Consider the following 26174-nt stretch of genomic DNA (forward strand, 5'->3'; position numbering starts at 1 on the left):
GCAAAGCTAGCGCCTGTAGCGGAAATAAGAAGAGCCAGCGAACGATTCGTGAGCGGTTTTCATCAGGTGTGATCAAGTAAAAGCCCTTTCGGAACAGGTGCTCGGCGCACCGTGCGGACCTCGTGCCGGCTTGAACTGGGCTTGACTTGGCGGGCTGCCTTGCGCCACAGGCAGGGAAAATTCGTATTCTCAGGCAAGCACAACAAGTCTTCGGGAGCCCTCGCATGGCCGTTGCATTCACCTTTCCGGGACAAGGCAGCCAGGCTGTCGGCATGGGCAAGGATCTCGCCGAAGGCTTTCCCGAGGCGCGCAGGATCTTCCAGGAAGTCGACGACGCGCTCGGCGAAAATCTGTCGAAGCTGATCTGGGAAGGTCCGGAAGAGACGTTGACGCTGACGGCCAACGCGCAGCCGGCGCTGATGGCGGTGTCGCTGGCTGCGATCAGGTCGCTGGAAGCGCGCGGTTTCTCGCTGAAGGACAAGGTCGCGTATGTCGCCGGCCATTCGCTGGGCGAATATTCAGCTCTTGCCGCCGCCGGTTTCGTTTCCGTCGCCGATGCCGCGCGGCTGCTGCGCATCCGCGGCAACGCCATGCAGGCGGCGGTGCCGGCCGGCGAGGGCGCCATGGCCGCGATCATCGGGCTGGACCAGGCGGATGTCGAAGCTGCGTGTGCTGAAGCGGCGAAAGGATCGGTCTGCCAGGTAGCCAACGACAATGGCGGCGGCCAGTTGGTGATTTCGGGAGCCAGGGCGGCGGTCGAACTGGCGGCGAAACTTTGCACCGAAAAAGGCGCCAAGCGGGCGCTGATGCTGCAGGTCTCGGCGCCGTTCCACTCCGCGCTGATGACGCCGGCTGCCGAGATCATGCGCGAGGCGCTGGCTGGTGTTGCGAAGGCCGCACCGGTGGTTCCCATCGTCTCCAATGTCACCGTCACTCCAACCAGCGATCCGGACGAGATCGCGCGGCGCCTGGTCGAGCAGGTGGTTGCCCGTGTGCGCTGGCGCGAGACCGTGGAGTGGTTCGGCGCGAACGGCATCACCACGCTTTACGAGATTGGCGCCGGCAAGGTGCTTTCAGGATTGGCGCGGCGCATCAACCGCGACATCGCCACCGCGGCCGTGGGCTCTTCGGCCGAAGTCGAGGCGGCATTAGCGGCACTTGCTTGACTTGCGCAACTTGAATTCACCGACGCGTGGCCACATACATGCATCGTAACGAGGTGCGCCATGCCAACATCGATCCGTCTTTCTTATGAAGTCGAGCGACGGCTGGATTCGCTTCCGGCCAAAACCGGTCGCAGTAAGGCTCACTATCTCCGCGAATTCATTGAGCGGAGCCTTGAGGACGTAGAAGATTGCCATCTTGCCGCCGAGGTGCTGGTGCGGATCAGAAGCGGCGAAGAAGGTATTTTGAAAGCCGAGGACTTCTGGAACAGCGACGTCTACAGATAGCCAAATGTGACGGCTGTCCGACTTGAGAGAAGGAAAAGACATGTTCGAACTGACCGGCCGCAAGGCGCTCGTCACCGGCGCATCGGGAGGCATCGGCGAGGCGATCGCCCGCGTGCTGCATGCACAGGGCGCTATTGTCGGCCTGCACGGCACCCGCATCGAGAAGCTGGAGACCTTGGCGGGCGAACTCGGCGATCGGGTAAAATTGTTTCCGGCCAATCTATCGAACCGCGACGAGGTCAAGGCGCTCGGCCAGAAGGCGGAGGCCGAGCTCGAAGGCGTCGATATCCTGGTCAACAATGCCGGCATCACCAAGGACGGCCTGTTCGTGCGCATGTCGGACGCCGACTGGGATACAGTGATGGAGGTCAACCTGACCGCCGTGTTCAGGCTGACCCGGGAACTGACCCATCCGATGATGCGCCGCCGCCATGGCCGCATCATTAACATCACCTCGGTGGTTGGCGTGACCGGCAATCCCGGTCAGACCAATTACTGCGCCTCCAAGGCCGGCATGATCGGCTTCTCCAAATCGCTGGCGCAGGAGATCGCCACCCGCAACATCACCGTCAACTGCGTCGCCCCGGGCTTCATCGAATCGGCCATGACCGACAAGCTCAACGACAAGCAGAAGGAAGCGATCATGGCGGCGATCCCAACGCGCCGCATGGGCACCAGCGCCGAAGTTGCGTCCGCGGTAGCCTATCTTGCCTCCAACGAGGCAGCCTACGTCACCGGCCAGACCATTCATGTAAATGGCGGCATGGCGATGATCTGAACGGGGTCGGGCCGCGTTGCGCCCGGCCTGTGAAAAGAGAGCATTTCGCCTTGGACCTCAGCCATTTTTCGTGTAATGCGGCCCGCAACCCGGCGGTTCGGGCAAAAACCGGTCCGTGGCCGTGCGTTTCCGGCAGGACCATCTTTCAGCTTGATTAGCGGCATTCTGCCCGCTAACGAAGACAGACAAACAAAAGACGAGGATGCCCCAAATGAGTGATACCGCAGAGCGCGTCAAGAAGATCGTCATCGAGCACCTTGGGGTCGATGCCGAAAAAGTGACGGAGCAGGCGAGCTTCATCGATGATCTGGGCGCTGACAGCCTCGACACGGTCGAACTCGTCATGGCGTTCGAAGAAGAGTTCGGCGTCGAGATTCCCGACGACGCGGCCGAGACCATCCTGACCGTCGGCGATGCGGTGAAGTACATCGATAAGGCTTCGGCCTGACGCTTTCAGCAGTCATCACCGGGGAGGACCTGCGATGAGGCGTGTCGTCGTCACGGGCCTTGGATTGTTGTCGCCGTTCGGCATGGGCTTCGAGCACAGCTGGAAGGAACTTCTGACCGGCCGCAGCGCCGCCAAGCGCATCACCGAGTTCGAGGTGGAGGATCTTGCCTGCAAGATCGCACACGTCGTTCCACGTGGTGACGGCAGCAATGCCACCTTCAATCCCGAGGCCGTGCTCGAGCCGAAGGAATTGCGCAAGATCGGCGACTTCATCCTATACGGGATTGCAGCCGCCGACGAAGCGCTGAAGGATTCCGGCTGGGAACCCAAGACCCACGAAGAACAATGCGCCACCGGCGTTCTGATCGGTTCCGGCATTGGCGGCATCGAAGGCATCGCCGAGAACGCGATGATCCTCAAGGAGCGCGGCCCACGCCGCATCAGCCCCTTCTTCATCCCCGGCCAGATCATCAATCTCGTCTCTGGCCAGGTTTCGATCCGGCACGGGCTGAAAGGTCCGAACCATGCCGTCGTCACGGCCTGTTCGACCGGCGCGCACGCCATTGGCGACGCGGCCCGGCTGATCATGTGGGGCGATGCCGACGTCATGGTCGCCGGTGGCGCCGAGGCACCGGTGACAAGACTGTCGATCGCCGGCTTCGCCGCTTGCCGGGCGCTGTCGACCGAGCGCAATGACGCGCCGCAAACGGCATCGCGACCCTATGACCGCGACCGCGACGGCTTCGTCATGGGCGAGGGGGCCGGCGTTGTGGTGCTGGAAGAACTCGAGCACGCCAAGGCGCGCGGTGCGAAAATCTACGCTGAGGTGACCGGCTATGGTCTCACCGGCGATGCCTATCACATAACCGCCCCCGCGGAGGACGGCGACGGAGCTTTCCGTTGCATGACGGCGGCATTGAACAGGGCCAAGCTTACACCCGCCGATGTCGACTACATCAACGCTCACGGCACCTCGACCATGGCCGACACGATCGAACTCGGCGCCGTCGAGAGGCTTGTCGGCAATGCCGCGTCGAAGATTTCGATGTCGTCGACCAAGTCGTCGATAGGACACTTGCTAGGGGCGGCGGGTGCCGCCGAAGCGATCTTTTCGATCCTCGCCATCAGAGACAATGTCGCGCCGGCGACCATCAACCTCGACAACCCGGAGCGCGAAACCGCGATCGACCTGGTGCCGAACAAGCCTCGCTCCCGTCAAATCGACGTGGCGCTGTCCAATTCCTTCGGCTTCGGCGGCACCAACGCTTCGCTTGTGTTCCAGCGCTACAATGGCTGATCGCCCGGTTGCCGGGCGATGCTTCGGCACGTCGTCAATTTTGCCATATTCGCCCCTACTCTGCCGCAGGGGATTCGTTGAGAGATCAAACGGCAGGGCGAAATGAACACAGATCCGTCGGGCAACGGAGAATTCGGGCAACGGCCGGCGAGCACCGGACCCATTGTGCCGAAGACAGCCAGCGAGGCCTTGCGGCCGGAAGCCGGAACGCCGCCGCCGAAGCGCTCGCGCGCTTCGCGCAGCCAGGTCGTCGTGTTCATGAACTTCGTCATCTCCTCGGTGATGCTGATAGTTCTGGCGGCGGGCGTGGCGCTCTATTTCGGCAAGCAGGAATTCACTGAACCCGGTCCCTCGGCCAATGGCGACACCTTCCTGGTCAAGCCGAACACCGGCGTCCAGGACATCGCCGACCAGCTTGAGCGCCGCGGACTGATCAGCGATGCTCGTGTCTTCCGCCTTGGCGTGCGTGCCTTCGGCAACGATTCCGCGCTCAAGGCCGGCGAATACGAGATCAAGCCCCGCGCCTCCATGCGCGATATCATGGAGCTTTTGAAGAGCGGCAAGTCGGTGATGTACTCGCTGACGATCCCGGAAGGGCTGACCGTCGAGCAGGCCCTGCAGCGTATCGCCGACGAACCCGCCTTGAGCGGCGACATGCCGGCCAAGACGCCCCCCGAGGGCAGCCTTGCAACCGACACGCTGCGCTTCACGCGCGGCGCGACGCGCCAGCAGATGATCGACAAGCTGCTGGCCGATCAGAAGAAGCTGGTCGACGAGGTATGGCAGCGGCGCGCGCCGGACCTGCCCCTGGCCAACATCGAGGACTTCGTCACCCTGGCTTCGATCGTCGAGAAGGAAACCGGCAGGGGTGACGAGCGTTCGCGCGTCGCCGCCGTCTTCCTGAACCGGCTGGCCAAGGGCATGCGCCTGCAATCCGATCCGACCATCATCTATGGTCTGTTCGGCGGCAAGGGAAAGCCCGCGGACCGCCCGATCTTCCAGTCGGACATCCAGAAGCAGACGCCTTACAACACCTATGTGATCGGCGGCCTGCCGCCGACGCCGATCGCCAATCCGGGCCGTGCAGCGCTTGAGGCCGTGGCCAATCCATCGAAGACCGACGATCTGTATTTCGTCGCCGACGGTACAGGGGGGCACGTCTTTGCCGCGACGCTGGACGAGCATAACGAGAATGTCGCCCGTTATCGTGCGTTGCAGAAGAAGCAGGCCGACGACGCCGCCAAGGCCGCCGCTGCCGCTGGTACCGGCGGCAATGCCGACACGCCTGCTGCCGACAAGCCTGCCGACAATGGCAACAGCGACAGCACCGGTGGCGACAGTGGCGACGCCGGCGGCGATGCGGGCGATGCCCAGTGAGGCAAAGAAAGACGTTGCCCGGAAGGCGATAGCCTGACATTTGAAAAGAACGCCATACGTCCGATTTCGACGTACCCGCGGCGTGGTCATTTTAAGCAGCACTTGCCCCTGTCCGGAAAACTGGCTTCGGGGTAATGCGCCAGGGGTGTGCAGGCGACATGAATTTGCAGAGCATGACCGGATTTGCACGCGCCGTCGCCGAGCATGACGGCACCTCGATCGCCTGGGAGGTCAAGTCCGTCAACGGCAAGAGCGTCGAGGTGCGGCTACGGCTGCCGCAAGGTTTCGAGCGGCTGGAGCCGGCGGTCAGGCAAACGCTGCAGAAGCGTTTTGCCCGCGGCAATTTCCAGGCGACGCTGACCATCGGCCGCGCCGCCGGCGCGCAGGCACAACCCGTCGTCAACGAGGCGTTCCTGAAGGACCTCGCCGGCCTGGCCAAGCGGCTGCAGGAGCAATTCGGCGTTGCCCCCGCGACGGCTGACGGGTTGCTGTCGCTGCGTGGTGTGCTCGACATTCCCGAGACCGTCGAAACCGAAGAGGCGCGCGCCGTGCTCGACATCGCCATCATGGCTGCGCTCGACTTCGCGCTGGAAGGGCTGGAGCAGGCACGGCAGGGCGAGGGGGCGGCACTGGCTTTGCTGCTGTCTGGCCACATCGATGTCATCGAGGCGCTGACGCTGCGCGCCGAGGCGGATCCCTCACGCGAGACGGCGGCGATCCGTGAACGCATCGTCGAGCAGGTCAGGCTGCTGATGGACGCGTCCGCCAATCTGGATGCGAGCCGGCTGCATATGGAGGCGGCGTTCCTTGCGACCAAGGCTGATATCCGCGAAGAGATCGACCGGCTGAAAACGCATGTCGCGTCCGGGCGGGCCCTGCTTGAGGGCGGCGGAGCCGTCGGCCGCAAGCTCGATTTTCTGGCACAGGAATTTAACCGAGAATCGAATACGCTGTGCTCGAAGTCGAACGCCGCGGCCGTCACCGCGATCGGGCTGGAACTGAAGGCCGTGGTCGACCAGTTTCGTGAACAGGTCCAGAATCTGGAGTAGCCGATGGTTGCCAAGGAACCGATGGTTCCCAGGGATTTGGGGTCCCGCATTCGCCGCCGGGGGCTGATGCTCGTCCTGTCGTCGCCATCCGGTGCCGGCAAGTCGACGATCGCGCGCAACCTTCTGGAAAGCGACTCCAGCCTCGAACTGTCGGTCTCGGTCACCACCAGGCCGCGCCGCGGCAGCGAGATCGAAGGTGTTCACTACCATTTCCGCACGATGCGCGAGTTCGAACGGCTGCGCGATTCCGATGCGCTGCTCGAGTGGGCGGAGGTGCACGGCAATTGCTATGCGACACCGCGCGAACCAGCCGAACTGGCGCTGGCGCAAGGCCGCGACATGCTGTTCGACATCGACTGGCAAGGCGCCCAGCAGCTCAAGGAGAAGATGCGCGCCGATATCGTCTCGATCTTCATCCTGCCGCCGTCGATGAAGGAATTGAAGGCACGGCTGAAGCGCCGCGCCGAGGACCAGGAAGCGGTGATCGAGACGCGGCTGAAGAACGCCCGCAACGAGATCGAGCACTGGAAGGAATATGATTTCGTCATCGTCAACGACGATCTTGACCGCGCCTTCGCCGAGGTGCGCGGCATCGTTGTCGCCGAAAGATTGCGGCGGGACCGCCGGCCGGGCCTGTTCGACTTCGTCTCGGGGTTGTTGGACGAGAAGATCGAGTGATGTCTCTTCCTTCTCCCCGTTCACGGGGAGAAGGTGGCCCGTAGGGCCGGATGAGGGGCGGCGCCATTCCTTCGTTGGTTCGTGCTGCCCCTCATCTGCCTGCCGGCATCTTCTCCCCGTAAACGGGGAGAAGAAAGCTAAACCGCATTGGTCAGCCGCACGAATTCCTCCACGCTGAGCGTTTCGGCGCGTCGGGTCGGATCGATGCCGGCGCGTTCGAGCAATGCCTCCCCGCCGAGGCTTTTCACGCTCTGCCGCAGCATCTTCCGGCGTTGGCCGAAGGCGGCTTCGGTGACGCGGCCGAGTTTCTTCACATCGGCCGCCAGGGGTGTGGCGCGCGGCTCCAGATGCACCACCGAAGACGTGACCTTGGGCGCCGGTGTGAAGGCCTGGGGCGGCACATCGAAGGCGATCCTGGCCCGCGTGCGCCAGCCGGCCAGCACGCCAAGCCTGCCATAGGCGTCGCTGCCGGGCGCGGCGACGATGCGCTGGGCCACCTCGCGCTGGAACATCAACGTCATCGAGGCGTAGAAGGGCGGCCAGTCCACGACCGTCAGCCATCGCACCAGCAGTTCCGTGCCGATGTTGTAGGGCAGGTTGGCCACGATCCGCACCGGACCACTGTCCCCGGCGGCCGCCGAGCCGAGGGCAGCGAAATCGGTCTTCAGCGCGTCGCCGGAAACCACCTCCAGCCGGCCGGGATAATGAGCGGAGACTTCGGCCAGTGCTGCCAGGCAGCGCTCGTCGCGCTCGATGGCGACGACCCGGCGCGCACCGTTGGAAAGCAGCGCCCTTGTCAGCCCTCCGGGCCCGGGCCCGACCTCGATCACCGTGGCGTTTGTCAGATCGCCTGCGCTGCGAGCGATCTTGCCGGTCAAATTGAGATCGAGCAGAAAATTCTGGCCGAGCGCTTTCTTCGCTTGCAGCCCATGGCGCTCGATGACGTCGCGTAGCGGCGGCAGCCCGTCGATGCTCATGCGTTCGGACCCGATACGCGAGCGCTCATAAGGCCGCGGCCTTTTTGTCGATGTCGGCGAGCCTTCTGGCGAGCTTCAGGGCCGCAATCAGGCTGTCGGGCCGCGCAATGCCCTTGCCGGCAATGTCGAAGGCGGTGCCGTGGTCGGGCGAGGTGCGGATGAAGGGCAGGCCGAGCGTGACGTTGACCGCCTCGTCGAAGGCAAGCGCCTTGGCCGGGATTAGTGCCTGGTCGTGATACATGCAAAGTGCCGCGTCGTAGCCTGCCCGCGCCCGGGGATGGAACAACGTGTCGGCCGGCAGCGGGCCGAAGGCATCGATGCCGTCGGCGCGCAGGATGTCGACTGCGGGGCGCACGATGCGCTCATCCTCCAAGCCCATGGAACCGCCTTCGCCAGCATGCGGATTGAGGCCGGCAATGGCGAGCCTTGGCCTTGCGATGCCGAAGCGGCCGACGAGGTCGGCCGCGGTGATCCGTGCGGTCGCGACGATCAATTCGGTGGTCAGTACCTTCGGCACGTCGGCCAGCGCGATGTGGATGGTAACGGGAACGGTGCGCAGGTCGGGGCCTGCCAGCATCATCACCGGCATCACCTCCACGCCACTATGCAGGGCTGCCAGGTGCGCCAAATATTCGGTGTGGCCGGGAAAGCGGAATCCGGCATCATAGAGCGGCTTCTTGGCGATCGGGCAGGTGACCACGGCAGCGGCGTCGCCGGTAAGGCAGGCGGCGACAGCGCGGTCGATGGCCTCGATGGTACCGGCCGCATTGGCCGGGTCGGGCCGGCCGGGACTGTCGATGAACCGCGCCGCCAGCGGAACGATCGGCAGAGTATGGGCGAAAACCTGCGCCGCTTGCGCGGGCGTCGTCTCGACCATTGGCACCGACACGCCCACCTGGCTTGCCCGCGAGGCGATCAGTGCCGGATCGGCCAAAAGATAGAAGGCGGGCAAGCCGACTGCCTCGCGCGCCAGGAAGGCGGCGATGGCGATTTCGGGGCCGATGCCCGAAGGATCGCCGACGCTCAGCGCCAGCGCGGTCATGGCGCTGCTCACGTCAGCGCTTGACGACGCGGGCTTTCGCCTTCAGCTCGTCGACATATTTCTTGCTGAGGTCGTCGGCGGCCTTGTCGTTGGAGCCTTCGCTCTGGAACACCATCTGGGCAGTCTTGTCGTCGGACACTTCGCGCGATGAGCAGATGCCGATGAACTCGACGCCGCGCTCGGTCTCGCGCGTGACGGTGGCGCCGCCGACCTTGGTCGCCTTGATCTGCTCGGCCCAGTCCGGCGGCAATTGCGGCGCCAGCACCCGGCCCAGATCGCGAACGGTGACGTCGATCAGGCCCTTGGCGAACTCGCGCGTCGTGGTGCAGCCGTTGAAGCGGGCGCGCATGGCGTCGGCCTCGCGCTTGCGCTTGGCTAGCGTCGCGCTGCGTTCGGAGGCGGGCACAACGAAGATGACTTGCTGCAGCATGTACTCGGTGGCGCTTGGTTTTGCTCCGCCCTTGTCAAGCATGCGCCTGACCGCATCCTGTTCGGTCACGCTGCCGCCTTCGCCGGAACGGTAACGTGCGCTCAAGGCCTGGTTCCAGGCCATCTGGGCGCGGATGAACTCCTTGAAGTGATCCTTGCCGACACCGGATTTCTCCATCACGCCGTCAAGCTGGCCGAGCTGCATCTTGTTGTTGCTGGCAAAGCGCTGATAGGCCGCCTCGACCTGGGCGTCGCTGATACGGATGCCAAGCCGTCTGGCCTCGGCGACGCGCAGCGTCTGGTCGATCATTTCCTGGCCGGCATCGCCCTTCTTGTGCTGCAGTTTCAGGAAGGCGGCGCGGTGCGCGATGTCACCAGTGGTGATTGGCATGTCGTTGACGACATATTTGATCTCACTGGCGAAAGCCGGCGGCGTCATGATGGCCATCGACACGGAAGTCGCCGCCACAAGCAGCGCGAACCCTGCTGAAAAGAGGTATTTCCTCATCGTAAGCATCCCAATTCTATCCCGGTTCCGCCCAATTTCGTCCTCTTTCCGGGTGCGCGAATCCGTGCCAGCCCTATGCGGCGAAACGATGTCGCCGGCTACTGGATGGTGTCGACCGCGTTGGTCGACGAGCCGAAGTCGCCGAGGGTGCGGAACGACAGGTTGAAGCCGATGCTCTGCGTCACTTCCCTGGTGTTCAGGTCACGCGACTGCGAGTACGTCATCAGATAGGTGAAGCAGGAATCGTTGTAAGCGAAGCCGACCCCGTCCTTGACCAGCAGGCTTTCCTGCAGGTCGTAGGTTCCTGTCCCGAACACGCGCCAATTCTCGGCAAGATGCGTGGACGCACCGAGCGTCACCTCATGGCGGTCGGTCGTGAAACCATAGAGCGGCTGGGCTTGGATAAAGGCGTATTTGGCGCTGAGTGAGACCGGCAGGCCCGAATAGGCGGCTTTCACCTCGGCGCGGCGAATCTCGAAGCTTTGTTCATCGAAGCGGCCGCTTACCGAAGCCGCGAACCCATTGGGGCTGTTGATGCCAAAAAGGCCGACATAGTCGGACTTGGAGTTTTCAAGCCCTGAATTGGCACCGACATTGACCAGATCCGGCGCGGCGAAGGAGTTCTCGCCGCCAATCTGGTAGGACTGGCCGAAAATGGCGTTGGTGCCCCAGCCATTGATGTACGAGCCGGAATAGCGCAAGCCGACATTGGCGCGCGAACCGCCTTCCACGCGGTCGTAACCGGAGAACTTGTCGCGTTCGAACAGGGTGGTCGCATCGAAGACCATGCTCTGGGCGTCTTCGTTGGGGACGGCGAGACCGCCGACATATTGCTCGTTGGGGCGCATAAAGACCTGCGCCATCGGCTCGAAGACATGGCTGGATCCGCTGGCCATCGAAAACAGCAGCGGCCAACGCATTTCGAGGCCGGCGGTAGCCATGTAGCGGGCGAACGAGGAGCGCATGTCGTCCTGCTCACCCAAATTCGTCGCCATCTGGTTGATGGCGGCGAGCGAGCCCGATGATGCGTTGAGATAGTCGACGTCGCCCTGCAGCGCCAGCAAGGGTGTCAGCACCAGCCCGTCGTCGGTGACGAATGTCCGCTTCCACTCGGCCTCGGCGGTGAGGCGCCCGGATTCGCCTTCGATGCCGCGCACGCGCTGCGTGCCTGAAGCGGGCACGTAAGGGGTGAAATAGGTCTCATCGAGATCGTCGCGACGGATGACCCGCGTATTGACATTGAGCGACAGCTGACCGCCGGCGACCGACGCGTCGGGAATATAAGCGTAGTCGAGCGACGGCAGCACCCAGGGCTGCTGGCCGCTTCGCGCGGCGATATTGTCGTTCGGCGTATCTTCCTGAACCTCGAAATGCATGGCGCGCACGTCGAAATAGTTACGGTCGTTGAGACCCGTCAGATAGACCGACGACTGGTGGACGGCGGCATTGTACTTGTTGATGTTGTAGGTATTCGAGAAGTTCTTGTCGGTCTGCAGCAGCACGTCCCAGCCGAAATTCCAGCGCTCGTTGATCGCGAACTGCCCCTGCGTGCCCATCATGCCGCGGAATTTGTTCGGATCGCCTAACGCGCCCGAATCGACATTGTGGCCGGCGGTGGAGGGGAAAGCGGTGGTATCGAGGAAGGCGTCCGGATCCTGCTGCTGAATCCCGGCGATCTTCAAACTGTACTCGCCATTGTTGAAGCGCTGTCGCCACTCGGCCTCTCCGAGGAAGCCCTGCTTGGTATAGCCGCTTCCCGTCACCGTCAGGTCGTATGTCGGCGAAAGTGCGAAATAGTAGGGAATCTTGACGCTGTACCCCAGGTGGCTGTTGTAGCTGATGCTGGGGATCAGGAAGCCGCTCTTGCGCTTCACCGTCGGGTCGGCGATCTCGAACGCCGGCAGGTAGGCGAGCGGAAAGCCGAAGAATTCGAAATTCGCATTCTCGAAGCGAACCGTCTTCTTCTCGCCGTTCCAGATGATCTTCCTGGCCTTCACGCGCCATGTCGGCGCCTTGTCGGGCTTGTCCTCGCACGGTTCGCAGGCAGTGTAGACGCCATTGTGGAAGGTGGTCAGCACGCCGCCCATGCGTTCGGCGCTTTCGGCGGCGAAATAGGCCTTGTCGATGGTTTCAACGCGCAGCGCGTTGACGAAACCGTCGGCGAAATCGTCGGTGATGTCGATATGCTGCGAGTTGATCTTGGTGCCGTCGCTGTTGACGATTTCGACATTGCCGCTGGCAACCATCCGCTTGGTGTTGCGGTTGTATACGACCTTCTGGGCGACGAGGCGGTTGCCGCCATAGTCGATCTGCACGCCGCCGATGGCGGTCACGGTCTGGTTGTCGTTGTTGTACTCCAGCGTGTCGGCGGCCAGCAGCATCTGCGAGCCGGACGGAACCTTGGCCGCCATATTGCCGACTTCCTGCGCGAGCGCCGGCAACGGCATGCCGCAGGCAAACAGGCACGCCAAGGCGCTCGCCGCATAAAGGCGCGCCAAATTGGCCTGCCTGCCGCTGGGCAAAAACGCCTCCCTCACTAGCCGTCTTCCTTGTATAGCAGGAAAGTCACCCCGAAGAACATAGCTACCACGACCGGTACCGAGGCGGCTATCGCAGTCGGCACGAATCCCGCCACGCCGAACGCCTTCACCAGCACCGAAACGACATAAAGCAGAAACCCGGCAACGACGCCACCCAGAATCATCGTTGCCGATTGTCCCATCCTCGCAAATCGCATTGAAACTGTTGCCGCAATCAGCGTCATGGCGACGAGGAGGAACGGCAACGCCACCAGCGAATCAAACTGCATGGCAAACGCATTTGCCTTGAGGCCGAAGGAACGGGCAACCTCGATTTTTCCGGGCAGGTCGTAGAACGGAATGGTCTCCGGGCGCGCCAGCCGCTCCTGCACGAATTCGGGCCTCAGATTGGTCGGCACACGATCGCTTGCCGTCGGCTGGATGGTGCCGTTCCTGAAGGTCTTCACATCCTGCAATTCCCAGTAGCCTTCCCGCAGGTAGGCACGCGCGGCGTCCTTGCGTTCGACGATATTGCCTTGCTGGTCGAGGATGAAAAAGACGGCGTCGGCCATCTCCAGGCCCTGGTTGAGGATGGCCCGCGCGCCGATGATGGTGTCGCCGGAACTGGTTTTCTGGCGAATCCACGGGGCGGCATCGGCCGAAACCGTATTTGATTTGCCGGAGCGCAACTGGGTCTCGATCTGCTCGGACAAGGAGAAGGCGTGCGCGGCGAGTGGGTTGATGAGCCCGACCGACACGATGCCGAACAGCAGCGCTCCGATGCAGCATGGCAAAAGAAATTGCCAGGCGGAAACGCCGGCGGATCGCGCGATGACCAGTTCGTAGCGGCGGTTGAGTGAAACCAGCGTCGCCATCGCCGAGAACAGGCCGACAAACGGTACCGTCTGCAGCATGATCATTGGCATGCGAAGGCCCGAAATGGCCATCGCCGTTCCATAGGTGAAGCCGGGCAGGCCGGTGGTGCGGCCGGACAGTTCCGTGAAATCGATCAGGAACACCAGCGCCAGCAGGCCGATGAAGAACCAGATGGTGATCGCCACGTAGCGGAAGAAGAAATAACGGCCCAGCGTCCAGCCCATCAGCCCGCTCCCTGACCTGAGGTGCCGCGCCTGGACAAACGCAATTTGAGAGCATTCCAGCCGTCACCGGCGCGGCTGGCCAGATTTGTTATCCAGTCCGCCCAGGCCACCGGCAACTCCATGGTCCGATTGGAGACGATGAACCAGATCGCCACGGCGGAAGCCGCGATCGGCACGCCATAGACCATATAGGAGTATTGCGGAATCTCATCGGCCTTGCTGGCGGCGAAGAAACCCAGCCAGCGCACGAACAGGGATATGGCGATTGCCGTGATCAAAGGATTGACGCGCGCCTCGCGGTGGGAGCGCGCGTCGCCCGCGACCGCGAGTGCGATCAGCGCGAAGACCATGGAATAGGTCCATTCCGAAAACCGCTGGTCGATCTCGGCCCGGTATTCCTGGGGCCTTTGCTGAAAATTCTTGTCGTTGGCGCTTGGATTGAGCAGGTACTGGGTTGTCTGGTCCTTCGGCAGGAGCGTCACTTCGGAAGCCGCCGCCATGAAGGCCGACATGTCGAAGGCATAGGAGGTGAACCGGATGACACTGAGGTCACCGGTCAATGTTTTGCGGTGAATGACGCCGTCATTCATCATCAGCACCTTTTCGCCACCGCGTTCGACGATGCTGCCGGTCTTGGCGTAGTAGACGAGATTGACGCCTTCCTCGCGCGAATCGGCGACGAAGATACCGCCCAGCCGATTGTCTGGAAGCCGCTCGCCAATCTGCAGGAACAGCCCGTCCTCGATCTTGCGGAAGGTGCCTTCCTGGATGATCAGCGACAACAGGTCGGCGCGCGACTCCGCCACCAAGGCGCGGTTCTTCTGCCGCGCGTAGGGGTCGATGCCGTTGTCGACGGCAAAGGAAAAGACGCTGGCCGCAAGGGCGAGGAGCATGATCGGCCGCACGATCGTCCAGCGCGAGGCGCCCGCGGCGTTGACGACGGCGAGTTCGGAATCCGAATTCATGACACTGAGTGTCTGGGCGACCGCCACCACCAGCGCGAAAGGCACGACGATCGGGATGATCGAGGGAAGAATGAGGGAGGCAACCTCGAAGAAGGTCAGCGACGACTGGCCACTGTCGGTGACCAGATCGATCTTGGCCAGCACCTGCGTGGTCCACACGATGGCCAGCGTCCAGACCAGCGCTGCCATGAAGACCACGAAAGCGCGGCGCATGATGTAGCGTTCAACGACCTTCATGAAGGCTTTACTCGATTTTCTCGAACGGCATCATGCCACCACGTTAAGGGTAGCTGTCCGGCGACGGCCGCACAACTGGCTCCGATGGGCTCGAACAGGCAGGCGATCCGGTTCCCGTCCCACGTCGCATGCCGCAATGGGCGGAGTGTCGGCGTGAATGGATAAGAAAGGGCGAACATCGATGGTTAACAACAGGTTGCGGCATGAAGCGGGGCCGTGCCGCGACGAATCGCCATCGATTCCATGTGTCATATGGGTAGCCATTTTGGCAAAGTCTTGCCAAATGCCGGAAAACGACCAAATGTCGCGGATCGCTTCCCTCGCGCATCATCGCGCAATCCCCGAAAGCAGGACATGATGAATCCGAGACCATCGATCGCCTTTGCAAAATTCGCCGCGCCTCAGACGGCGGCGAACAGGAAGGGCACGGTCTTCGTGCTGTCGGCGAATGACGATGGCCTGAGCGAAAACGCCCGGGCTTATGATCCGGGCAAGACGCTGGAACGCGCTTTCCCAGTCGCCGAGTTCACGGGCAAGTTCGCCGGCGTCGTCGAAGTTCTGGCGCCGCAAGGAACGTCGCTCGACAGGTTGGTCGCGATCGGCGCCGGCAAGGCGGCGGGGCTCGATGAATATGCCTGGCTGAAGCTGGGCGGCACCATCGCAGCGTCGCTGCGAAAGGCAGCCGACGTGGCTGTGGTGCTCGACCTGGCCGGCGCCTCGGCCGATGGCAAGGATGCCGCCAACCTCGCGGCGGGTATTCTCCTGCGCAGCTATTCCTTCGACAAGTATAAAACCAGGAAGGACAAGGAAGACGCCAAGGCCGATCCGAAAAAGCCGGTCAAGGTAACCATCCATACCGCCGACCCGGCAGGCGCCAGGAAGGCCTTCGCGGATGCCGAGGCGGTGGTCGACGGCGTGCTTCTGGCGCGCGATCTGGTCAACGAACCGGCAAATGTGCTGGGACCGGTCGAGTTCGCGGCCCGCGCCAAGGAACTCGAGGCGCTGGGCGTCAAGGTCGAGATCCTGGCCGAAAAGGAGATGAAGAAGCTCGGCATGGGCTCGCTGCTCGGCGTCGCCCAGGGCTCGCCTCGCGGCGCCCGCATGGCGATCATGCAGTGGAACGGCGGCAAACCCAAGGACGGCCCGATCGCCTTCGTCGGCAAGGGCGTCACCTTCGACACCGGCGGCAATTCGATCAAGCCGGCGTCGGGCATGGAGGATATGAAGGGCGATATGGGCGGTGCCGCCGCGGTAACCGGGCTGATGCATGCCTTGGCCGCGCGCAAGGCGAAGGCCAATGTCGTCGGCATCATCGGCCTTGTCGAAAATGCCGTCGATGGCCATGCCCAGCGCCCAGGCGACATCGTCACCTCGATGTCGGGTCAGACCATCGAGGTGCTCAACACCGATGCCGAGGGGCGCCTCGTGCTGGCCGACGCGCTGTGGTACTGCAACGACCGCTTCGAGCCGAAATTCATGGTCAATTTGGCGACGCTGACCGGCGCCATCATGGTTGCGCTCGGTCTGCACCATGCAGGCCTGTTCTCCAACAATGACGAATTGGCGCAAAGGCTGGCGGCGGCGGGACAGGCGACGCAGGAGCGGCTGTGGCGCATGCCGCTCGGCAGCGAATACGACAAGCTGATCGATTCCAAGAATGCCGACATGAAGAACATCGGCGGCCGTTACGGCGGCGCGATCATCGCCGCGCAGTTCCTGCAGCGCTTTGTCAAGGATACGCCCTGGGCGCATCTCGACATCGCCGGCACAGCGATGGGTTCGCCGTCGAGCGAGATCAACCAGTCATGGGGTTCAGGCTTCGGCGTGCGGCTGCTCGACCGGCTGGTGCGCGATCACTACGAGAGCTGACCTCGATCCATGGCCGATGTGCTGTTCTACCATCTGACCGAATCGACGCTGGAGGATGCGCTGCCTGGCCTGCTCGAGCGCAGCGTCGATCGTGGCTGGCGCGCCGTGGTGCAGACCGGCACCGAGGAGCGGCGCGACGCGCTCGACCAGCATCTGTGGACCTTCCGCGATGATTCGTTTCTGGCGCACGCGTCCGATCGCGAGGCTTATCCCGGCGAACAACCGATCCTGTTGACCACCGGCGACGGCAATCCAAACGAGGCCAGGATAAGGTTCCTCGTCGACGGAGCGGTGCCGCCCGACCTTGCCGGTTACGAGCGTGCCGTGTTCCTGTTCGACGGCCATGACGCCGCCCAGGTCGAGGCGGCCCGGGCGCATTGGAAGACAATGAAAGACGCGGGCCACGCCGTGACCTATTGGCAGCAGACGTCGGACCGCCGCTGGGAGCGCAAGGCCTGAAGAAGGCCGCGCCTTCGACGCTACATCAGCGGTTGAGAGATGGCAGCGACGACCCGCAAACCGGGTCATCGCTATTTGCGTTTTCGTAACTGTCCGCCCATTTCCTCCTTGCCTGCAGGCTTACTGCCCGCCCATTTCCTTCTTGCCGGAGGGCTTACTGCCCGCCCATTTCCTTCTTGAACGTGTCGAAATCGACCTGCATGCCATTGAAGATGGTGCTCCAGTGGCGGGTCAGCGCGGCCATCGCCACGGCTTCCTGGATCTCCTCGTCGGTGGCGCCGGCGCGCTTGGCATCCTGCGTGTCCGACCAGATGCAATAGGTGCACGGAATCTGCGCCGCCACCGCCAGCGAGATCAGCGACTTGACCTTCGGCGGCAGCGCCGTCTTTTCGCTGAGCTCGATGGCCTTGACCTCAGCCCATGCTCCGGGCAGACCGGATTTCGGAAATTGCTTCACAAAGCTCGGCACGCCGCCCATGGTCGACTGAATGTCCTTGATTGTCGCATCATAGTCGTCGGCGTGCACGGGCGCCGTGGCGAGCGAGAGGATGCAGGCCGAAGCGGCGAGCAGGGACGCATGGCGGATGGAAGAATGTATGGATGAAAGACTGCGATAGGCAGACATGGTTTTCTCCTCTGGTCTTCGTTAGCCTTACGATGTAAGGTGACGTGGAAAATGAACCTTACAGTGTAAGTTGTCAAGCGGCGCCATGGACTCATCGATCAAAAAAAAGCGAGCGCGCGGGCGGCTGTCCCGCGAGATGATCGAGGACGCGGCCTTCGAAGTGATCGAGCGGGAGGGGCTTTCCGGCTTTTCGATGCGCAAGCTCGCGGCCGCCCTCGGCTGCGAAGCGATGAGCATCTATCATCACTTCCCGTCGCAAGCGCATCTCTATGAAGCGCTGGTCGATCGACAGGTCAGCACGATGGTGATTCCCGACGACAGCATGCCTTGGCGCGAGAGAATCCGTATCGCGATGCAGGAGTTCCGTCGTATCGCGACAGAGCATCCGGCCTTCGCGCCGTTCCTTGTCGTCTACCGGATGAATTCGCCGCCCTGTCTTGCCATGTTGAATGGCGTCATCGGCCTGTTCGAGGCAGGCGGCTTCGGTCCGGAAGTCAGCGCCCGGCTGTTCCGCACCGCCAGCTATTATCTGTCTGGTGCGATCCTCGACGAAACCGCGGGCTACGCCAAGGGGCCTTCGGCCGTAACCACCGTCGGCGACGAGCGGCTGGCGAAGGATTTTCCCAGCGTCATGAGAGCTGGAGCCTATTTCGGCACCGCTGGTTTCGACAAAACGTTCGAGATTGGTCTCGACATGCTGCTGGACGAGATGGAACGCCTGCGCGAGGGTGCCAACGCAAGCCCGCTGTCCGGCAAGGGGTGATTGCAAGGTGGCTGCCTGGATGCGCGTTCTATTTGTTCTGATCCTGCTCGCCGGCGCCGGCATTGGCGTCATCTATCCCTGGGCGATGACCAATTTTTCCGGTCGCGAGATCGGCGCCTGGCGTGTTTATGAACAAGGCCGCTTCAAGCCGCTGACCGTGTCGCTCTCAGGCCGCGATGCACCGGTGCGGGTGCTGGTGGACCTCACCGCGAGGGCCGAGCGCATCGTTTCGCAGCAGCGCACGGTGCTGACGCTGACCGCCGCCACCAACGGCCGCACGGTGCTTGCCTCGACGCTGCAGTTCAACCATGTGGACAATCCGCGCCAGGCCAGTCCTCAGCTGCCCGACAAGATCTTTCGCGACGAGGCCGGCTTGATTTCGACTGTCGGCCCTGGCCCCTATGTCTTCACCGTTGGCCCGGGCGATGCCGAGGATATCCCGATGCGGGCGGTCGATCTGATCTTGCGTTCCGGTGTCGGCGACACCGACGGACGTGCGCGGCCGGTCGGTTTCTCCCTGATGGCGATCGGTTTGATCGGCTTTCTGCTGTCCCTGCGTTCCGGCGGCGGCGGCCGGCCGGAAAATCCGAACTCGCAACCGCCGCCGCCGCGCTGGGGCAGGGGGCCCAAGTGAACTACCGCCACGCCTACCACGCCGGAAACTTTGCCGATGTCGTCAAGCATGTCGTGCTGACGCGCCTCCTCGAATATCTGAAGCAGAAGGACAAGGCGTTTCGCGTCGTCGACACCCATGCCGGCATGGGCCGTTACGATCTGTCGTCGCTCGAGGCGCAGAAGACCGGCGAGTGGCAGGGCGGCATCGGCAGGCTGATCGACGCCTCGTTCGACGCGAGGGCGGCGGCGCTGCTGGCGCCCTATCTGGACACGGTGCGGTCGCTTAATCCCGAGGGCGGCGTGAAGAAATATCCGGGCTCGCCGCGGCTCGCGCGCCATCTGCTGCGCAAGCAGGACCGGTTGTCGGCGATCGAGCTGCACCCGAAAGACGCCGTGAAGCTGAAGGCGGAATTCGCCGATGATTTCCAGACCAAGGTGATGGAACTCGATGGCTGGCTGGCGCTCGGGGCGCATCTGCCGCCGAAGGAAAAGCGCGGCCTGGTGCTCATCGATCCGCCATTCGAGGAGGAGGGCGAGTTCGGCCGGCTCGTCGACGGACTGGTGAAGGCGCACAAGCGCTGGCCCGGCGGCATCTATGCGCTGTGGTACCCGATCAAGGACCGCAAGGCGGTCATCGCCTTCAGGAAGGCGCTGAAACAATCCGGCATTCCGAAAATCCTCGATACTGAATTCGAGATCAGGCCGGCCTCTTCGGAACCCAGCCTCGATGGCAGCGGCATGGTGGTGGTCAACCCGCCCTTCACGCTGGAAGGCGAATTGCGAACACTATTGCCGGCGCTGCACAAATTGCTTGCCGTGGAAAAGCCGGCACACTGGTCGCTGGAATGGCTGGCCGGGGAATAAGGTCGCGGCAGCCTTGTCGCGGGCAATGGCATGCGAGGAGGCGGGCTTCTGAATGAACGGACGCGGCTCCGCTGAGGTCAAATGTTCCCGGGCCGGGCCATCCAAGGTCCTCCCCGTGGTTTCAAACCGGGAAACCATTGTTTCGACAACCGCTTGACCGACGCCAAGCGAATCCGCACAGTGCGTGCAGTCGACCTTGAGAGGCTGCCATGACTCGCTTCGCCAAATCCGCACTTGCTGCCCTGATTTCGCTCTGCACCCCGCTTGCCGCGCCCCTCGGCCTCACCCAGGCTGTACAGGCGGCCGACCTTGTTGGCGTCTATTCCGAGGACGACGGCGGCGTCTGCGGCCAGCCCTGGGTGCTGAACAAGATCACCCACCGCTTCTCCTACCAGGTGCATCATGTGCCGCATCTGCCGGACGTGCAGATCACCGATTTCCAGCGTATCCATCAGCACCGCTATCTGCCCGCCAACGACACCTGGCCGATCGGCCGCCGCTATTGCGGCGCCACAGTCAGTCTCTCCGACGGGCGCGACCGCACCATCTGGTATCTGATCGAGGAAGGCCAGGGCTTTGCCTCGATCGGCGACAATGTCGAGTTCTGCGTCTCGGGCTTCGACCGCTGGATGGTCTATAACGGCCGCTGCCGCGTCCTGCGCTGAACGCAGCGTTCCATTCTCGATTGCTTTAACGCCTGCAGCTTAATCAGCCGCAGGCGTTATTTGTTGTGTTGACAGAAAATGCGATCCACTGCACTTTGATGAGACAGACCTGTCTCATCACCTGGTGCATCATGACATCGTTACCCGCTTCCGGCAAACGTCAGCATGTCGTCGAAACCGCCTATGCGCTGTTCAAGCGCGCCGGCTTCCATGCCACCGGCATCGACCGGATCATCGCCGAGGCCGACGTGGCCAAGATGACGATGTATCGCCATTTCCCCAGCAAGGACGAGTTGATCGTCGCGGTGCTCGACTACCGCGCCAGGCGTTTTGATGATCAGCTCGACCGGCTCGCCCGGGAGAGCATCACGCCGGAGCAGAAAATCGCCAGGATCTTCGACTGGCATGGGCGCTGGTTCCGCAGCCCGGATTTCCACGGCTGCCTGTTCGCCCATGCGTTGGCCGAGTTCGGCGATCCCCAGCATTCCGTCTTCAAGGCGGTCGCGAAGCAGAAGAATGGCCTCAGGCAGCGCATGCAGTCGATCCTCGCGCCGGCGATGCCGCGCGGGCGGGCCGAGAATGTGTCCGCGACCCTGTTGATGCTGATCGAAGGTGCGACCTTGATGGCGCAGATGGGGCAGGCGGATACCGCACTTCGTGAAGCCCGCAAGGCTGCCCTGGACATCATCGCCGCCTCGCGCAGGCCGCAATGAGCCCGCTGGTCATCGGGCTCGCGCTCTTCGCGGCGATCCTGCACGCAAGCTGGAACGCCTTCCTGCGGACGGGCGCCGACAGGCTGTGGACCGTCACCGTCATGAGCTTCTCCAGCACGGCGCTCGCCATCCCCTACGCGATCCTCAACGGCTTTCCAGCCGCGCCCGCCTGGCCTTATGTCGGGCTCTCGGCGTGCCTGCAGGTCGGCTACAGCGTGTTTCTGGTTGCCGCCTACAGATATGGCGAACTGGGACAGGTCTACCCGATCGTTCGCGGCAGCGTGCCTCTGCTCGTCACGCTCGGCGGCTTCCTGCTGGCCGGCCAGCAGCTCACCGCCCTGGAAACCATAGGCGTTGCCCTGGTCGGTGGCGGCATCATGGGTCTTTCGCTCGGACGAGGAAGAGCCGCCACGACATCGATCCTCTATGCACTGGCGACGGGCGCAATCATCGCCGCCTATGCGACGGTCGATGCGATCGGTGTTCGTGCGGCGGGCAATGTCGGCGCCTACACGGCCTGGGTTCTGCTGGGCTACGGCGCATTGCTGCCGGCGGCCTTCGTCGCCTGCCGCGGCCGGCTCGCTGTCGACCCGCGGGCGCCGGAAACCTGGAAGGCGCTGGGCGGCGGCCTGTTCGCGCTTCTCGCCTATGGCGTCGTGGTGGCGGCGTTCGCCTTGGGCCCCGCTGGTCCGATCACCGCCATCCGCGAGACAAGTGTCGTCTTCGCCGCCTTTATCGGCCGGCTGTTTCTCGGCGAGACGCTGACGCCCCGGCGGGTCGGCGCCTGCGCCGTAGTCGCGATCGGCGCCATCTGCCTCGGCTATCAGCCGTGACGAGAATGCATGGGCCTCAGGCGACGCTCGGCCGGTGCGGTCTTGGCGCTTCCTGTCGCAACCCAAAATGAGAGACGATCCTGATTTTCCCTGGTGTCGGCGACGGCCGGATCGGGTAGACTGAACTCCCGAAAGCCACAAGCCACTTTCGGGAGCCTTCATGGACCTTGCCACCATCCTCGCCTTCGCGGCCGCCTTCTTCGTATTCGCCGCCAGCCCTGGTCCCGACAACATGACGATCATCGCCCGCACAATCTCCAGCGGTCCGGCGTCGGGCATCGCCTACGGAGCCGGCACGGTGATCGGCATCCTCGTCTTCCTGATGCTCGCCGCCTTCGGCCTGTCGATCATCGCCGCCAAGATGGCGTTCGTCATGACGCTGCTTCGCTATGGCGGAGCGGCCTATCTGATCTGGATGGGCATCAGGCTCTGGACGGCCGTGCCCGTCGTGCCGGAACTGCAGCCCGTCTCGGACCGACGCGGTTTGTTGACGATCTTCGCCACCGGCATAGCTCTCAACCTCGGCAATCCGAAAATGCCGCTGTTTTACATGGCGCTGCTGCCGAACGTCGTCGGAGCCTCGCTCACATCGGCACATCTCGGCATCCTGATCGCGGTGATCCTGGTTGTCGAATTTGTGGTGATCGGCGGGCACGTCATTCTCGCCGGCCGCGCCCGCGGTCTGCTGCGAACGCCCAGGATCGTGCGACGGGTCAATCGTGCGGCGGGCGGTGTGATGATCGGTGCCGGCGTCGCCGTGGTAGCGACGCGCTAAAGCATCCCAAGAAAAGTGGTGCCACGGTTTTCCGTCCGGAATTGCGTCAGCGAGAGCGCAACAGTTGGAGCGGCTGTTTCGCACACCCCGTGCTACTTCCTGCGTGGCGTCGCCTCGGCCAGATCGATGATTTTGCGAAGAAAAGCAACGTGGCCGCGAAAGGCCCGCCGCCCGATCGTTGTTGCCTTGACCCGGGTCCGCGGTCGTCGCCCGACGAAAAGCTTTTCAACATCGACATAGCCCGCCCTGGCCAGCGTATCGATGTGCGCCCCGAGATTTCCGTCGGTGGCTTCGACCATGGCCTTCAGCTGCGTGAACTCCAGCGCCTCGCGCCTTTCCAGCGTGTTGAGGATGGCCATGATCCTGAGCCGTGTGCTCTGGTGGATGATGTCGTCGGCGCTCATCAATGGACTCCGCTGCGGCAAAGCCTTGGGCTGTCGCCACTTGGCTCGGCGATCTCAAGCACGCTTCTTGTGCAGAATACTCTGCAATACAGAGTCATCTGTCAACAAGCATCAGGCGATGTAAGCGCGCTTGACAAGGTGATCTTCAGGTCGATCGTCGCATCGCGCTCGTGATCTGCACGGACCCGGCGGCTTGCGAAAGATGATCGCCTCGATGAAGTGGCAGGTCAGTGATATTGATGCCGCGGATCACGCGCGAAGTTGCTCGCTGGTCTTCTGAGCTTCATGATGGTCTCGCATCGAGAATGCCGGTGTCAAATTGTCGGCGCTATCAGAAGATCAGCAGCAAATTTTTGCGATGATGAGTGCGATCTTGTGTCGATAGCAACCAAAATTTAAGCTGAGAAAATCATACCATTGCTTCGCTGGCTAGCGAGCCGCGAGTCAGATATGCATTGCGCGCCGGGGTCATTCACGGCCATCGGCATAACGTGAAGGGGCATGACATGGCTAAGCAGTCATCTAAAGCGCCGGCATCCAAGGCACCGGCAAAGAAAGCACCCGCAAAAGCAGTCGCGGCGAAGGCCGCAACGGCAGTGAAGAAAGCAGCGCCTGCGAAGGCGGCGGCAAAGCCCGCGGCGAAGGCCGCACTGGCCAAGAAGCCGGCAGCCAAGGCTGCGGCGAAACCGGCCGTGAAGAAGGCGGCGCCCGCCAAGGCGGCGGCAAAGCCGGCAGCGAAGGCAGCACCGGCGAAGAAGCCTGCGGCCAAGGCAGCGGCAAAACCCGTGGCCAAGAAGGCGGCGCCGGCGAAGAAGCCAGCGGCCAAGGCTACGGCAAAGCCAGCCGCGAAAGCAGCAGCAGCCGCGACCAAGCCAGCGGTGAAGAAAGCCGCCGCGCCGAAGGCCAAGGCAGCGCCTGCGAAGGCGAAGGCTCCGGCCAAGAAGTAGACCGGGCCGTTGGGGCGTCGCGTGTCCTTCGGGGCTCGGTAAGGACGCTCTGACGCTCTGGATCGAAACATATTCGGCAGCGGGTTCAGCCTCCTTGGGCTGAACGTCGGCAAGGGACCGAGGGGCAAGCAAAGCGAGGCGCCGGTAAGGCTGCCTCGCTCGCTCTATAGGATTGTCTTCTTGCCGCGACGGCCGGAGATCCCGGCGCAATAATACCTAATCTCGCGAGGCGTGACCGCAGGGCTGAATTCCGTCAGCCTGCTGTCGTCGCTTGCCTGTGTTTCCAACGTAGAATCTGTTGGCTTGTCATCACGCCTGGAACGGAAACCGCGGCCGGTTTCTGGCAGCTGTTTTTTTGCGCTCTGGCGATTGATCGCAAGAGCCTGTCCAGTCAACACTGGATATCCGCAAACAGGAAACCGATCATGCCCAAGCTGCTCTACGCATCCACCTCTCCCTACAGCTCCAAGGTAAGGATGGCCGCGGCCTATGCTGGGATCGTGCTCGAACAGGTGCCGGTCAAGACCGAGGACAGATCGGCCGAACTGATCGGTGCCAATCCGCTCGGCAAGATCCCGGTGCTGGTGCTCGATGATGGTCGTTCGATTCACGACAGCCGCGCCATCACCCAGCACCTCAATCGGATTTCGAAGAACGCCCTGTTTCCACGCAATCCCGACAAGCGGCTAGAAGCGGAAGTGCTGGAGGCGTTGGCCGACGGTGTCTGCGATTGTGCGCTGTCGATGGTCTATGAGCGCCGCACCCGGCCTGAGGAGATGGTCTATCAGCCCTGGCTCGACCGGCAGTGGGCGAAGATCACCACCGCACTCGATCTGCTCAACGCCAATCCGCCGAAACTGCCGAAGAAGATCACGGTCGGTCAGATGGCGTTGCGTGCCTGCCTCGGCTATCTCTCTTTGCGCTTTGCCGGGAAGTGGGAAAAGGGTCGTGGCCGGTTGACCCGTTGGGCAGCGCGTTTCGACGAAAAATTCCCGGAACTGAAGTCGGCGGTTCCGGGCTGAGGACAACGTCAGGCCGCCTGGCGCAAAAGCTCTTCGACGATTGGCGGAAGCGGAAGCAACGGCCAATCTTCCCATTGTGGTGGAGATTCCCGGCAAAACAGAACCGTTCCCGCAACCGGTCCATCGGTTTGGTCTCCTGCACCGCCCCTGTCGAGAGACGATAAGGGCCGACGAGAGTTCCTTCGCGCCCCTCTGTCTTGCTGGACATTTCCTCCGCAAGGGAGAGGTTGGCAGCTTCGCCGTTTCGTGTTTCCCTAATGTCGCGCAAATTGCAAGCGGGCGGTGAACATGCCGAAATCAGCCAGCAATAGCACGGTGGATCCAATGCTCGAGCGTTTGCGCGCCGCCCTTGCCGGACGCGACTTCAGAGAACAGAGGATGTTCGGCGGCACCTGCTTCCTGATCAACGGCAACATGCTTGTCGGAACTTCGAAGCGCGGGCTTCTGGTCCGGGTCGGCAAGGCGGCGCATGCTCTGGCCGTCGCCCGGCCGCATGCGCGTCCGATGGAGATGGGCGGGCGTTCGATGGAGGGCTACGTCCATGTCGCGCCGGAGGGCACCGCGGCAGCAGCCGATCTTCGCGGCTGGCTCGATCTCGCGCTCCGTTTTGTCGAGACGCTGCCGGCTAAGGCCAAATCAGCCGGATCGCGAAAGAAACCGGAGTAGGGGTAGACGCCACACACACGCTCGCCGCGCCAACTGGTTGTTGCCTTCCGGCCATAAAAAAGCCGGGCGCGAGGCCCGGCTTTTTCGTGTCGTGGCTTG

General features: G+C 62.9%; 28 protein-coding genes. 20 read left to right on the top strand and 8 right to left on the bottom strand.

The window, feature by feature from the left end:
* Positions 1 to 224: 224 nt before the first annotated feature.
* From fabD to gmk, 8 genes are all read left to right on the top strand, one after another.
* Positions 225 to 1166, top strand: coding sequence for an ACP S-malonyltransferase (gene fabD, locus JT360_RS22130; RefSeq protein WP_214474044.1), 942 nt, complete (start codon positions 225 to 227; stop codon positions 1164 to 1166).
* 60 nt (positions 1167 to 1226) lie between these two features.
* The gene (gene relB, locus JT360_RS22135) at positions 1227 to 1451 is read left to right on the top strand and encodes a type II toxin-antitoxin system RelB family antitoxin (RefSeq protein ID WP_214474046.1); all 225 of its coding nucleotides are present in this window, start codon (positions 1227 to 1229) and stop codon (positions 1449 to 1451) included.
* A gap of 40 nt (positions 1452 to 1491) precedes the next feature.
* Positions 1492 to 2229 carry a 3-oxoacyl-[acyl-carrier-protein] reductase gene (fabG, locus tag JT360_RS22140; protein ID WP_214474051.1) on the top strand — a complete coding sequence of 246 codons (738 nt, stop codon included), beginning with the start codon at positions 1492 to 1494 and terminating at the stop codon, positions 2227 to 2229.
* 211 nt (positions 2230 to 2440) lie between these two features.
* Positions 2441 to 2677, top strand: coding sequence for an acyl carrier protein (locus JT360_RS22145; protein WP_127851501.1), 237 nt, complete (start codon positions 2441 to 2443; stop codon positions 2675 to 2677).
* 34 nt (positions 2678 to 2711) lie between these two features.
* Positions 2712 to 3974, top strand: a complete 1263-nt coding sequence (gene fabF / locus JT360_RS22150) for a beta-ketoacyl-ACP synthase II (protein ID WP_214474057.1) — start codon at positions 2712 to 2714, stop codon at positions 3972 to 3974.
* A 102-nt stretch (positions 3975 to 4076) separates the two neighbouring features.
* Positions 4077 to 5351, top strand: coding sequence for an endolytic transglycosylase MltG (mltG, locus tag JT360_RS22155; RefSeq protein WP_214474064.1), 1275 nt, complete (start codon positions 4077 to 4079; stop codon positions 5349 to 5351).
* Between the two features lie 158 nt (positions 5352 to 5509).
* Positions 5510 to 6400 carry a YicC/YloC family endoribonuclease gene (locus JT360_RS22160; RefSeq protein ID WP_214474065.1) on the top strand — a complete coding sequence of 297 codons (891 nt, stop codon included), beginning with the start codon at positions 5510 to 5512 and terminating at the stop codon, positions 6398 to 6400.
* Between the two features lie 21 nt (positions 6401 to 6421).
* Positions 6422 to 7078, top strand: a complete 657-nt coding sequence (gene gmk / locus JT360_RS22165) for a guanylate kinase (protein ID WP_214474120.1) — start codon at positions 6422 to 6424, stop codon at positions 7076 to 7078.
* Between the two features lie 137 nt (positions 7079 to 7215).
* Here gmk and rsmA read toward each other — a convergent pair whose 3' ends face one another.
* The 6 genes from rsmA to lptF form a co-directional block, all read right to left on the bottom strand.
* A complete protein-coding gene (gene rsmA, locus JT360_RS22170; RefSeq protein WP_214474067.1) occupies positions 7216 to 8055 on the bottom strand; it encodes a 16S rRNA (adenine(1518)-N(6)/adenine(1519)-N(6))-dimethyltransferase RsmA in 840 nt (279 codons plus the stop codon).
* A 25-nt stretch (positions 8056 to 8080) separates the two neighbouring features.
* A complete protein-coding gene (gene pdxA / locus JT360_RS22175) occupies positions 8081 to 9097 on the bottom strand; it encodes a 4-hydroxythreonine-4-phosphate dehydrogenase PdxA (protein ID WP_214474069.1) in 1017 nt (338 codons plus the stop codon).
* A 13-nt stretch (positions 9098 to 9110) separates the two neighbouring features.
* Complete coding sequence (locus tag JT360_RS22180) at positions 9111 to 10043, bottom strand: peptidylprolyl isomerase (RefSeq protein ID WP_214474071.1); 933 nt, start codon at positions 10041 to 10043, stop codon at positions 9111 to 9113.
* Between the two features lie 89 nt (positions 10044 to 10132).
* Entirely contained in the window at positions 10133 to 12571 is a 2439-nt protein-coding gene (locus tag JT360_RS22185; RefSeq protein WP_214474072.1) for an LPS-assembly protein LptD, read from the bottom strand.
* Positions 12571 to 13656 carry an LPS export ABC transporter permease LptG gene (lptG, locus tag JT360_RS22190; protein WP_214474121.1) on the bottom strand — a complete coding sequence of 362 codons (1086 nt, stop codon included), beginning with the start codon at positions 13654 to 13656 and terminating at the stop codon, positions 12571 to 12573. The genes JT360_RS22185 and lptG overlap by 1 nt, the downstream gene beginning before the upstream one ends.
* Positions 13653 to 14855 carry an LPS export ABC transporter permease LptF gene (gene lptF, locus JT360_RS22195; protein WP_214474074.1) on the bottom strand — a complete coding sequence of 401 codons (1203 nt, stop codon included), beginning with the start codon at positions 14853 to 14855 and terminating at the stop codon, positions 13653 to 13655. The genes lptG and lptF overlap by 4 nt, the downstream gene beginning before the upstream one ends.
* A 357-nt stretch (positions 14856 to 15212) precedes the next feature.
* Between lptF and JT360_RS22200 the strand changes: the two genes are divergently transcribed.
* The gene (locus tag JT360_RS22200) at positions 15213 to 16724 is read left to right on the top strand and encodes a leucyl aminopeptidase (RefSeq protein ID WP_214474123.1); all 1512 of its coding nucleotides are present in this window, start codon (positions 15213 to 15215) and stop codon (positions 16722 to 16724) included.
* 9 nt (positions 16725 to 16733) lie between these two features.
* Positions 16734 to 17183, top strand: coding sequence for a DNA polymerase III subunit chi (locus tag JT360_RS22205; RefSeq protein ID WP_214474076.1), 450 nt, complete (start codon positions 16734 to 16736; stop codon positions 17181 to 17183).
* Positions 17184 to 17337: 154 nt separating this feature from the next.
* Here the strand turns inward: JT360_RS22205 and JT360_RS22210 are convergent, their stop codons facing one another.
* Complete coding sequence (locus JT360_RS22210; RefSeq protein WP_214474078.1) at positions 17338 to 17808, bottom strand: carboxymuconolactone decarboxylase family protein; 471 nt, start codon at positions 17806 to 17808, stop codon at positions 17338 to 17340.
* Positions 17809 to 17893: 85 nt separating this feature from the next.
* On the opposite strand from JT360_RS22210, the gene JT360_RS22215 reads away from it, so the two are divergent.
* The 7 genes from JT360_RS22215 (at position 17894) to JT360_RS22245 (ending at position 23036) form a co-directional block, all read left to right on the top strand.
* Positions 17894 to 18571 (top strand): TetR/AcrR family transcriptional regulator, encoded by a 678-nt coding sequence (locus JT360_RS22215; RefSeq protein ID WP_214474079.1) that lies wholly within the window; start codon positions 17894 to 17896, stop codon positions 18569 to 18571.
* A gap of 19 nt (positions 18572 to 18590) precedes the next feature.
* A complete protein-coding gene (locus JT360_RS22220; protein ID WP_214474080.1) occupies positions 18591 to 19205 on the top strand; it encodes a hypothetical protein in 615 nt (204 codons plus the stop codon).
* Positions 19202 to 20050 carry a 23S rRNA (adenine(2030)-N(6))-methyltransferase RlmJ gene (locus JT360_RS22225; protein ID WP_214474081.1) on the top strand — a complete coding sequence of 283 codons (849 nt, stop codon included), beginning with the start codon at positions 19202 to 19204 and terminating at the stop codon, positions 20048 to 20050. The genes JT360_RS22220 and JT360_RS22225 overlap by 4 nt, the downstream gene beginning before the upstream one ends.
* A gap of 209 nt (positions 20051 to 20259) precedes the next feature.
* Positions 20260 to 20715: a hypothetical protein gene (locus tag JT360_RS22230; protein ID WP_214474082.1), complete on the top strand. Its 456-nt coding sequence runs from the start codon at positions 20260 to 20262 to the stop codon at positions 20713 to 20715.
* 131 nt (positions 20716 to 20846) lie between these two features.
* The gene (locus JT360_RS22235) at positions 20847 to 21428 is read left to right on the top strand and encodes a TetR/AcrR family transcriptional regulator (RefSeq protein WP_214474124.1); all 582 of its coding nucleotides are present in this window, start codon (positions 20847 to 20849) and stop codon (positions 21426 to 21428) included.
* On the top strand, positions 21425 to 22261 hold the full coding sequence (locus JT360_RS22240) for an EamA family transporter (protein WP_214474084.1): 837 nt from the start codon (positions 21425 to 21427) through the stop codon (positions 22259 to 22261). Before JT360_RS22235 ends, JT360_RS22240 begins: the two co-directional genes overlap by 4 nt.
* A 160-nt stretch (positions 22262 to 22421) precedes the next feature.
* Positions 22422 to 23036 (top strand): LysE family translocator, encoded by a 615-nt coding sequence (locus JT360_RS22245; RefSeq protein ID WP_214474086.1) that lies wholly within the window; start codon positions 22422 to 22424, stop codon positions 23034 to 23036.
* Positions 23037 to 23128: 92 nt separating this feature from the next.
* On the opposite strand, the gene JT360_RS22250 is transcribed toward JT360_RS22245, so the two are convergent.
* The gene (locus JT360_RS22250; RefSeq protein ID WP_214474088.1) at positions 23129 to 23440 is read right to left on the bottom strand and encodes a transcriptional regulator; all 312 of its coding nucleotides are present in this window, start codon (positions 23438 to 23440) and stop codon (positions 23129 to 23131) included.
* A gap of 596 nt (positions 23441 to 24036) precedes the next feature.
* On the opposite strand from JT360_RS22250, the gene JT360_RS22255 reads away from it, so the two are divergent.
* The 3 genes from JT360_RS22255 to JT360_RS22265 all read left to right on the top strand — a co-directional run bounded on the left by JT360_RS22255 (position 24037) and on the right by JT360_RS22265 (position 26075).
* The gene (locus JT360_RS22255) at positions 24037 to 24387 is read left to right on the top strand and encodes a hypothetical protein (RefSeq protein ID WP_214474090.1); all 351 of its coding nucleotides are present in this window, start codon (positions 24037 to 24039) and stop codon (positions 24385 to 24387) included.
* A gap of 425 nt (positions 24388 to 24812) precedes the next feature.
* The gene (locus tag JT360_RS22260) at positions 24813 to 25409 is read left to right on the top strand and encodes a glutathione S-transferase family protein (RefSeq protein WP_214474092.1); all 597 of its coding nucleotides are present in this window, start codon (positions 24813 to 24815) and stop codon (positions 25407 to 25409) included.
* A 324-nt stretch (positions 25410 to 25733) separates the two neighbouring features.
* Entirely contained in the window at positions 25734 to 26075 is a 342-nt protein-coding gene (locus tag JT360_RS22265) for a TfoX/Sxy family protein (protein ID WP_250888993.1), read from the top strand.
* Positions 26076 to 26174: the final 99 nt, after the last annotated feature.

This window comes from Mesorhizobium sp. dw_380, from assembly GCF_018588885.1.
In the GTDB taxonomy this organism is placed as follows: Bacteria; Pseudomonadota; Alphaproteobacteria; order Rhizobiales; family Rhizobiaceae; genus Mesorhizobium.

What these genes read in the sequence shown, in the direction of transcription:
- relB (WP_214474046.1), top strand. Translation starts at nt 1,227, where the DNA reads ATGCCAACATCGATCCGTCTTTCTTATGAAGTCGAGCGACGGCTGGAT.
- pdxA (WP_214474069.1), bottom strand. Translation starts at nt 9,097, where the DNA reads ATGACCGCGCTGGCGCTGAGCGTCGGCGATCCTTCGGGCATCGGCCCC.
- JT360_RS22235 (WP_214474124.1), top strand. Translation starts at nt 20,847, where the DNA reads ATGACATCGTTACCCGCTTCCGGCAAACGTCAGCATGTCGTCGAAACC.
- JT360_RS22265 (WP_250888993.1), top strand. Translation starts at nt 25,734, where the DNA reads ATGCTCGAGCGTTTGCGCGCCGCCCTTGCCGGACGCGACTTCAGAGAA.
- rsmA (WP_214474067.1), bottom strand. Translation starts at nt 8,055, where the DNA reads ATGAGCATCGACGGGCTGCCGCCGCTACGCGACGTCATCGAGCGCCAT.
- JT360_RS22145 (WP_127851501.1), top strand. Translation starts at nt 2,441, where the DNA reads ATGAGTGATACCGCAGAGCGCGTCAAGAAGATCGTCATCGAGCACCTT.
- JT360_RS22210 (WP_214474078.1), bottom strand. Translation starts at nt 17,808, where the DNA reads ATGTCTGCCTATCGCAGTCTTTCATCCATACATTCTTCCATCCGCCAT.
- JT360_RS22230 (WP_214474082.1), top strand. Translation starts at nt 20,260, where the DNA reads ATGACTCGCTTCGCCAAATCCGCACTTGCTGCCCTGATTTCGCTCTGC.
- fabG (WP_214474051.1), top strand. Translation starts at nt 1,492, where the DNA reads ATGTTCGAACTGACCGGCCGCAAGGCGCTCGTCACCGGCGCATCGGGA.
- gmk (WP_214474120.1), top strand. Translation starts at nt 6,422, where the DNA reads ATGGTTCCCAGGGATTTGGGGTCCCGCATTCGCCGCCGGGGGCTGATG.
- fabF (WP_214474057.1), top strand. Translation starts at nt 2,712, where the DNA reads ATGAGGCGTGTCGTCGTCACGGGCCTTGGATTGTTGTCGCCGTTCGGC.
- lptF (WP_214474074.1), bottom strand. Translation starts at nt 14,855, where the DNA reads ATGAAGGTCGTTGAACGCTACATCATGCGCCGCGCTTTCGTGGTCTTC.
- JT360_RS22240 (WP_214474084.1), top strand. Translation starts at nt 21,425, where the DNA reads ATGAGCCCGCTGGTCATCGGGCTCGCGCTCTTCGCGGCGATCCTGCAC.
- JT360_RS22180 (WP_214474071.1), bottom strand. Translation starts at nt 10,043, where the DNA reads ATGCTTACGATGAGGAAATACCTCTTTTCAGCAGGGTTCGCGCTGCTT.
- JT360_RS22215 (WP_214474079.1), top strand. Translation starts at nt 17,894, where the DNA reads ATGGACTCATCGATCAAAAAAAAGCGAGCGCGCGGGCGGCTGTCCCGC.
- JT360_RS22205 (WP_214474076.1), top strand. Translation starts at nt 16,734, where the DNA reads ATGGCCGATGTGCTGTTCTACCATCTGACCGAATCGACGCTGGAGGAT.
- JT360_RS22260 (WP_214474092.1), top strand. Translation starts at nt 24,813, where the DNA reads ATGCCCAAGCTGCTCTACGCATCCACCTCTCCCTACAGCTCCAAGGTA.
- fabD (WP_214474044.1), top strand. Translation starts at nt 225, where the DNA reads ATGGCCGTTGCATTCACCTTTCCGGGACAAGGCAGCCAGGCTGTCGGC.
- JT360_RS22245 (WP_214474086.1), top strand. Translation starts at nt 22,422, where the DNA reads ATGGACCTTGCCACCATCCTCGCCTTCGCGGCCGCCTTCTTCGTATTC.
- JT360_RS22220 (WP_214474080.1), top strand. Translation starts at nt 18,591, where the DNA reads ATGCGCGTTCTATTTGTTCTGATCCTGCTCGCCGGCGCCGGCATTGGC.
- mltG (WP_214474064.1), top strand. Translation starts at nt 4,077, where the DNA reads ATGAACACAGATCCGTCGGGCAACGGAGAATTCGGGCAACGGCCGGCG.
- JT360_RS22200 (WP_214474123.1), top strand. Translation starts at nt 15,213, where the DNA reads ATGAATCCGAGACCATCGATCGCCTTTGCAAAATTCGCCGCGCCTCAG.
- JT360_RS22160 (WP_214474065.1), top strand. Translation starts at nt 5,510, where the DNA reads ATGAATTTGCAGAGCATGACCGGATTTGCACGCGCCGTCGCCGAGCAT.
- JT360_RS22250 (WP_214474088.1), bottom strand. Translation starts at nt 23,440, where the DNA reads ATGAGCGCCGACGACATCATCCACCAGAGCACACGGCTCAGGATCATG.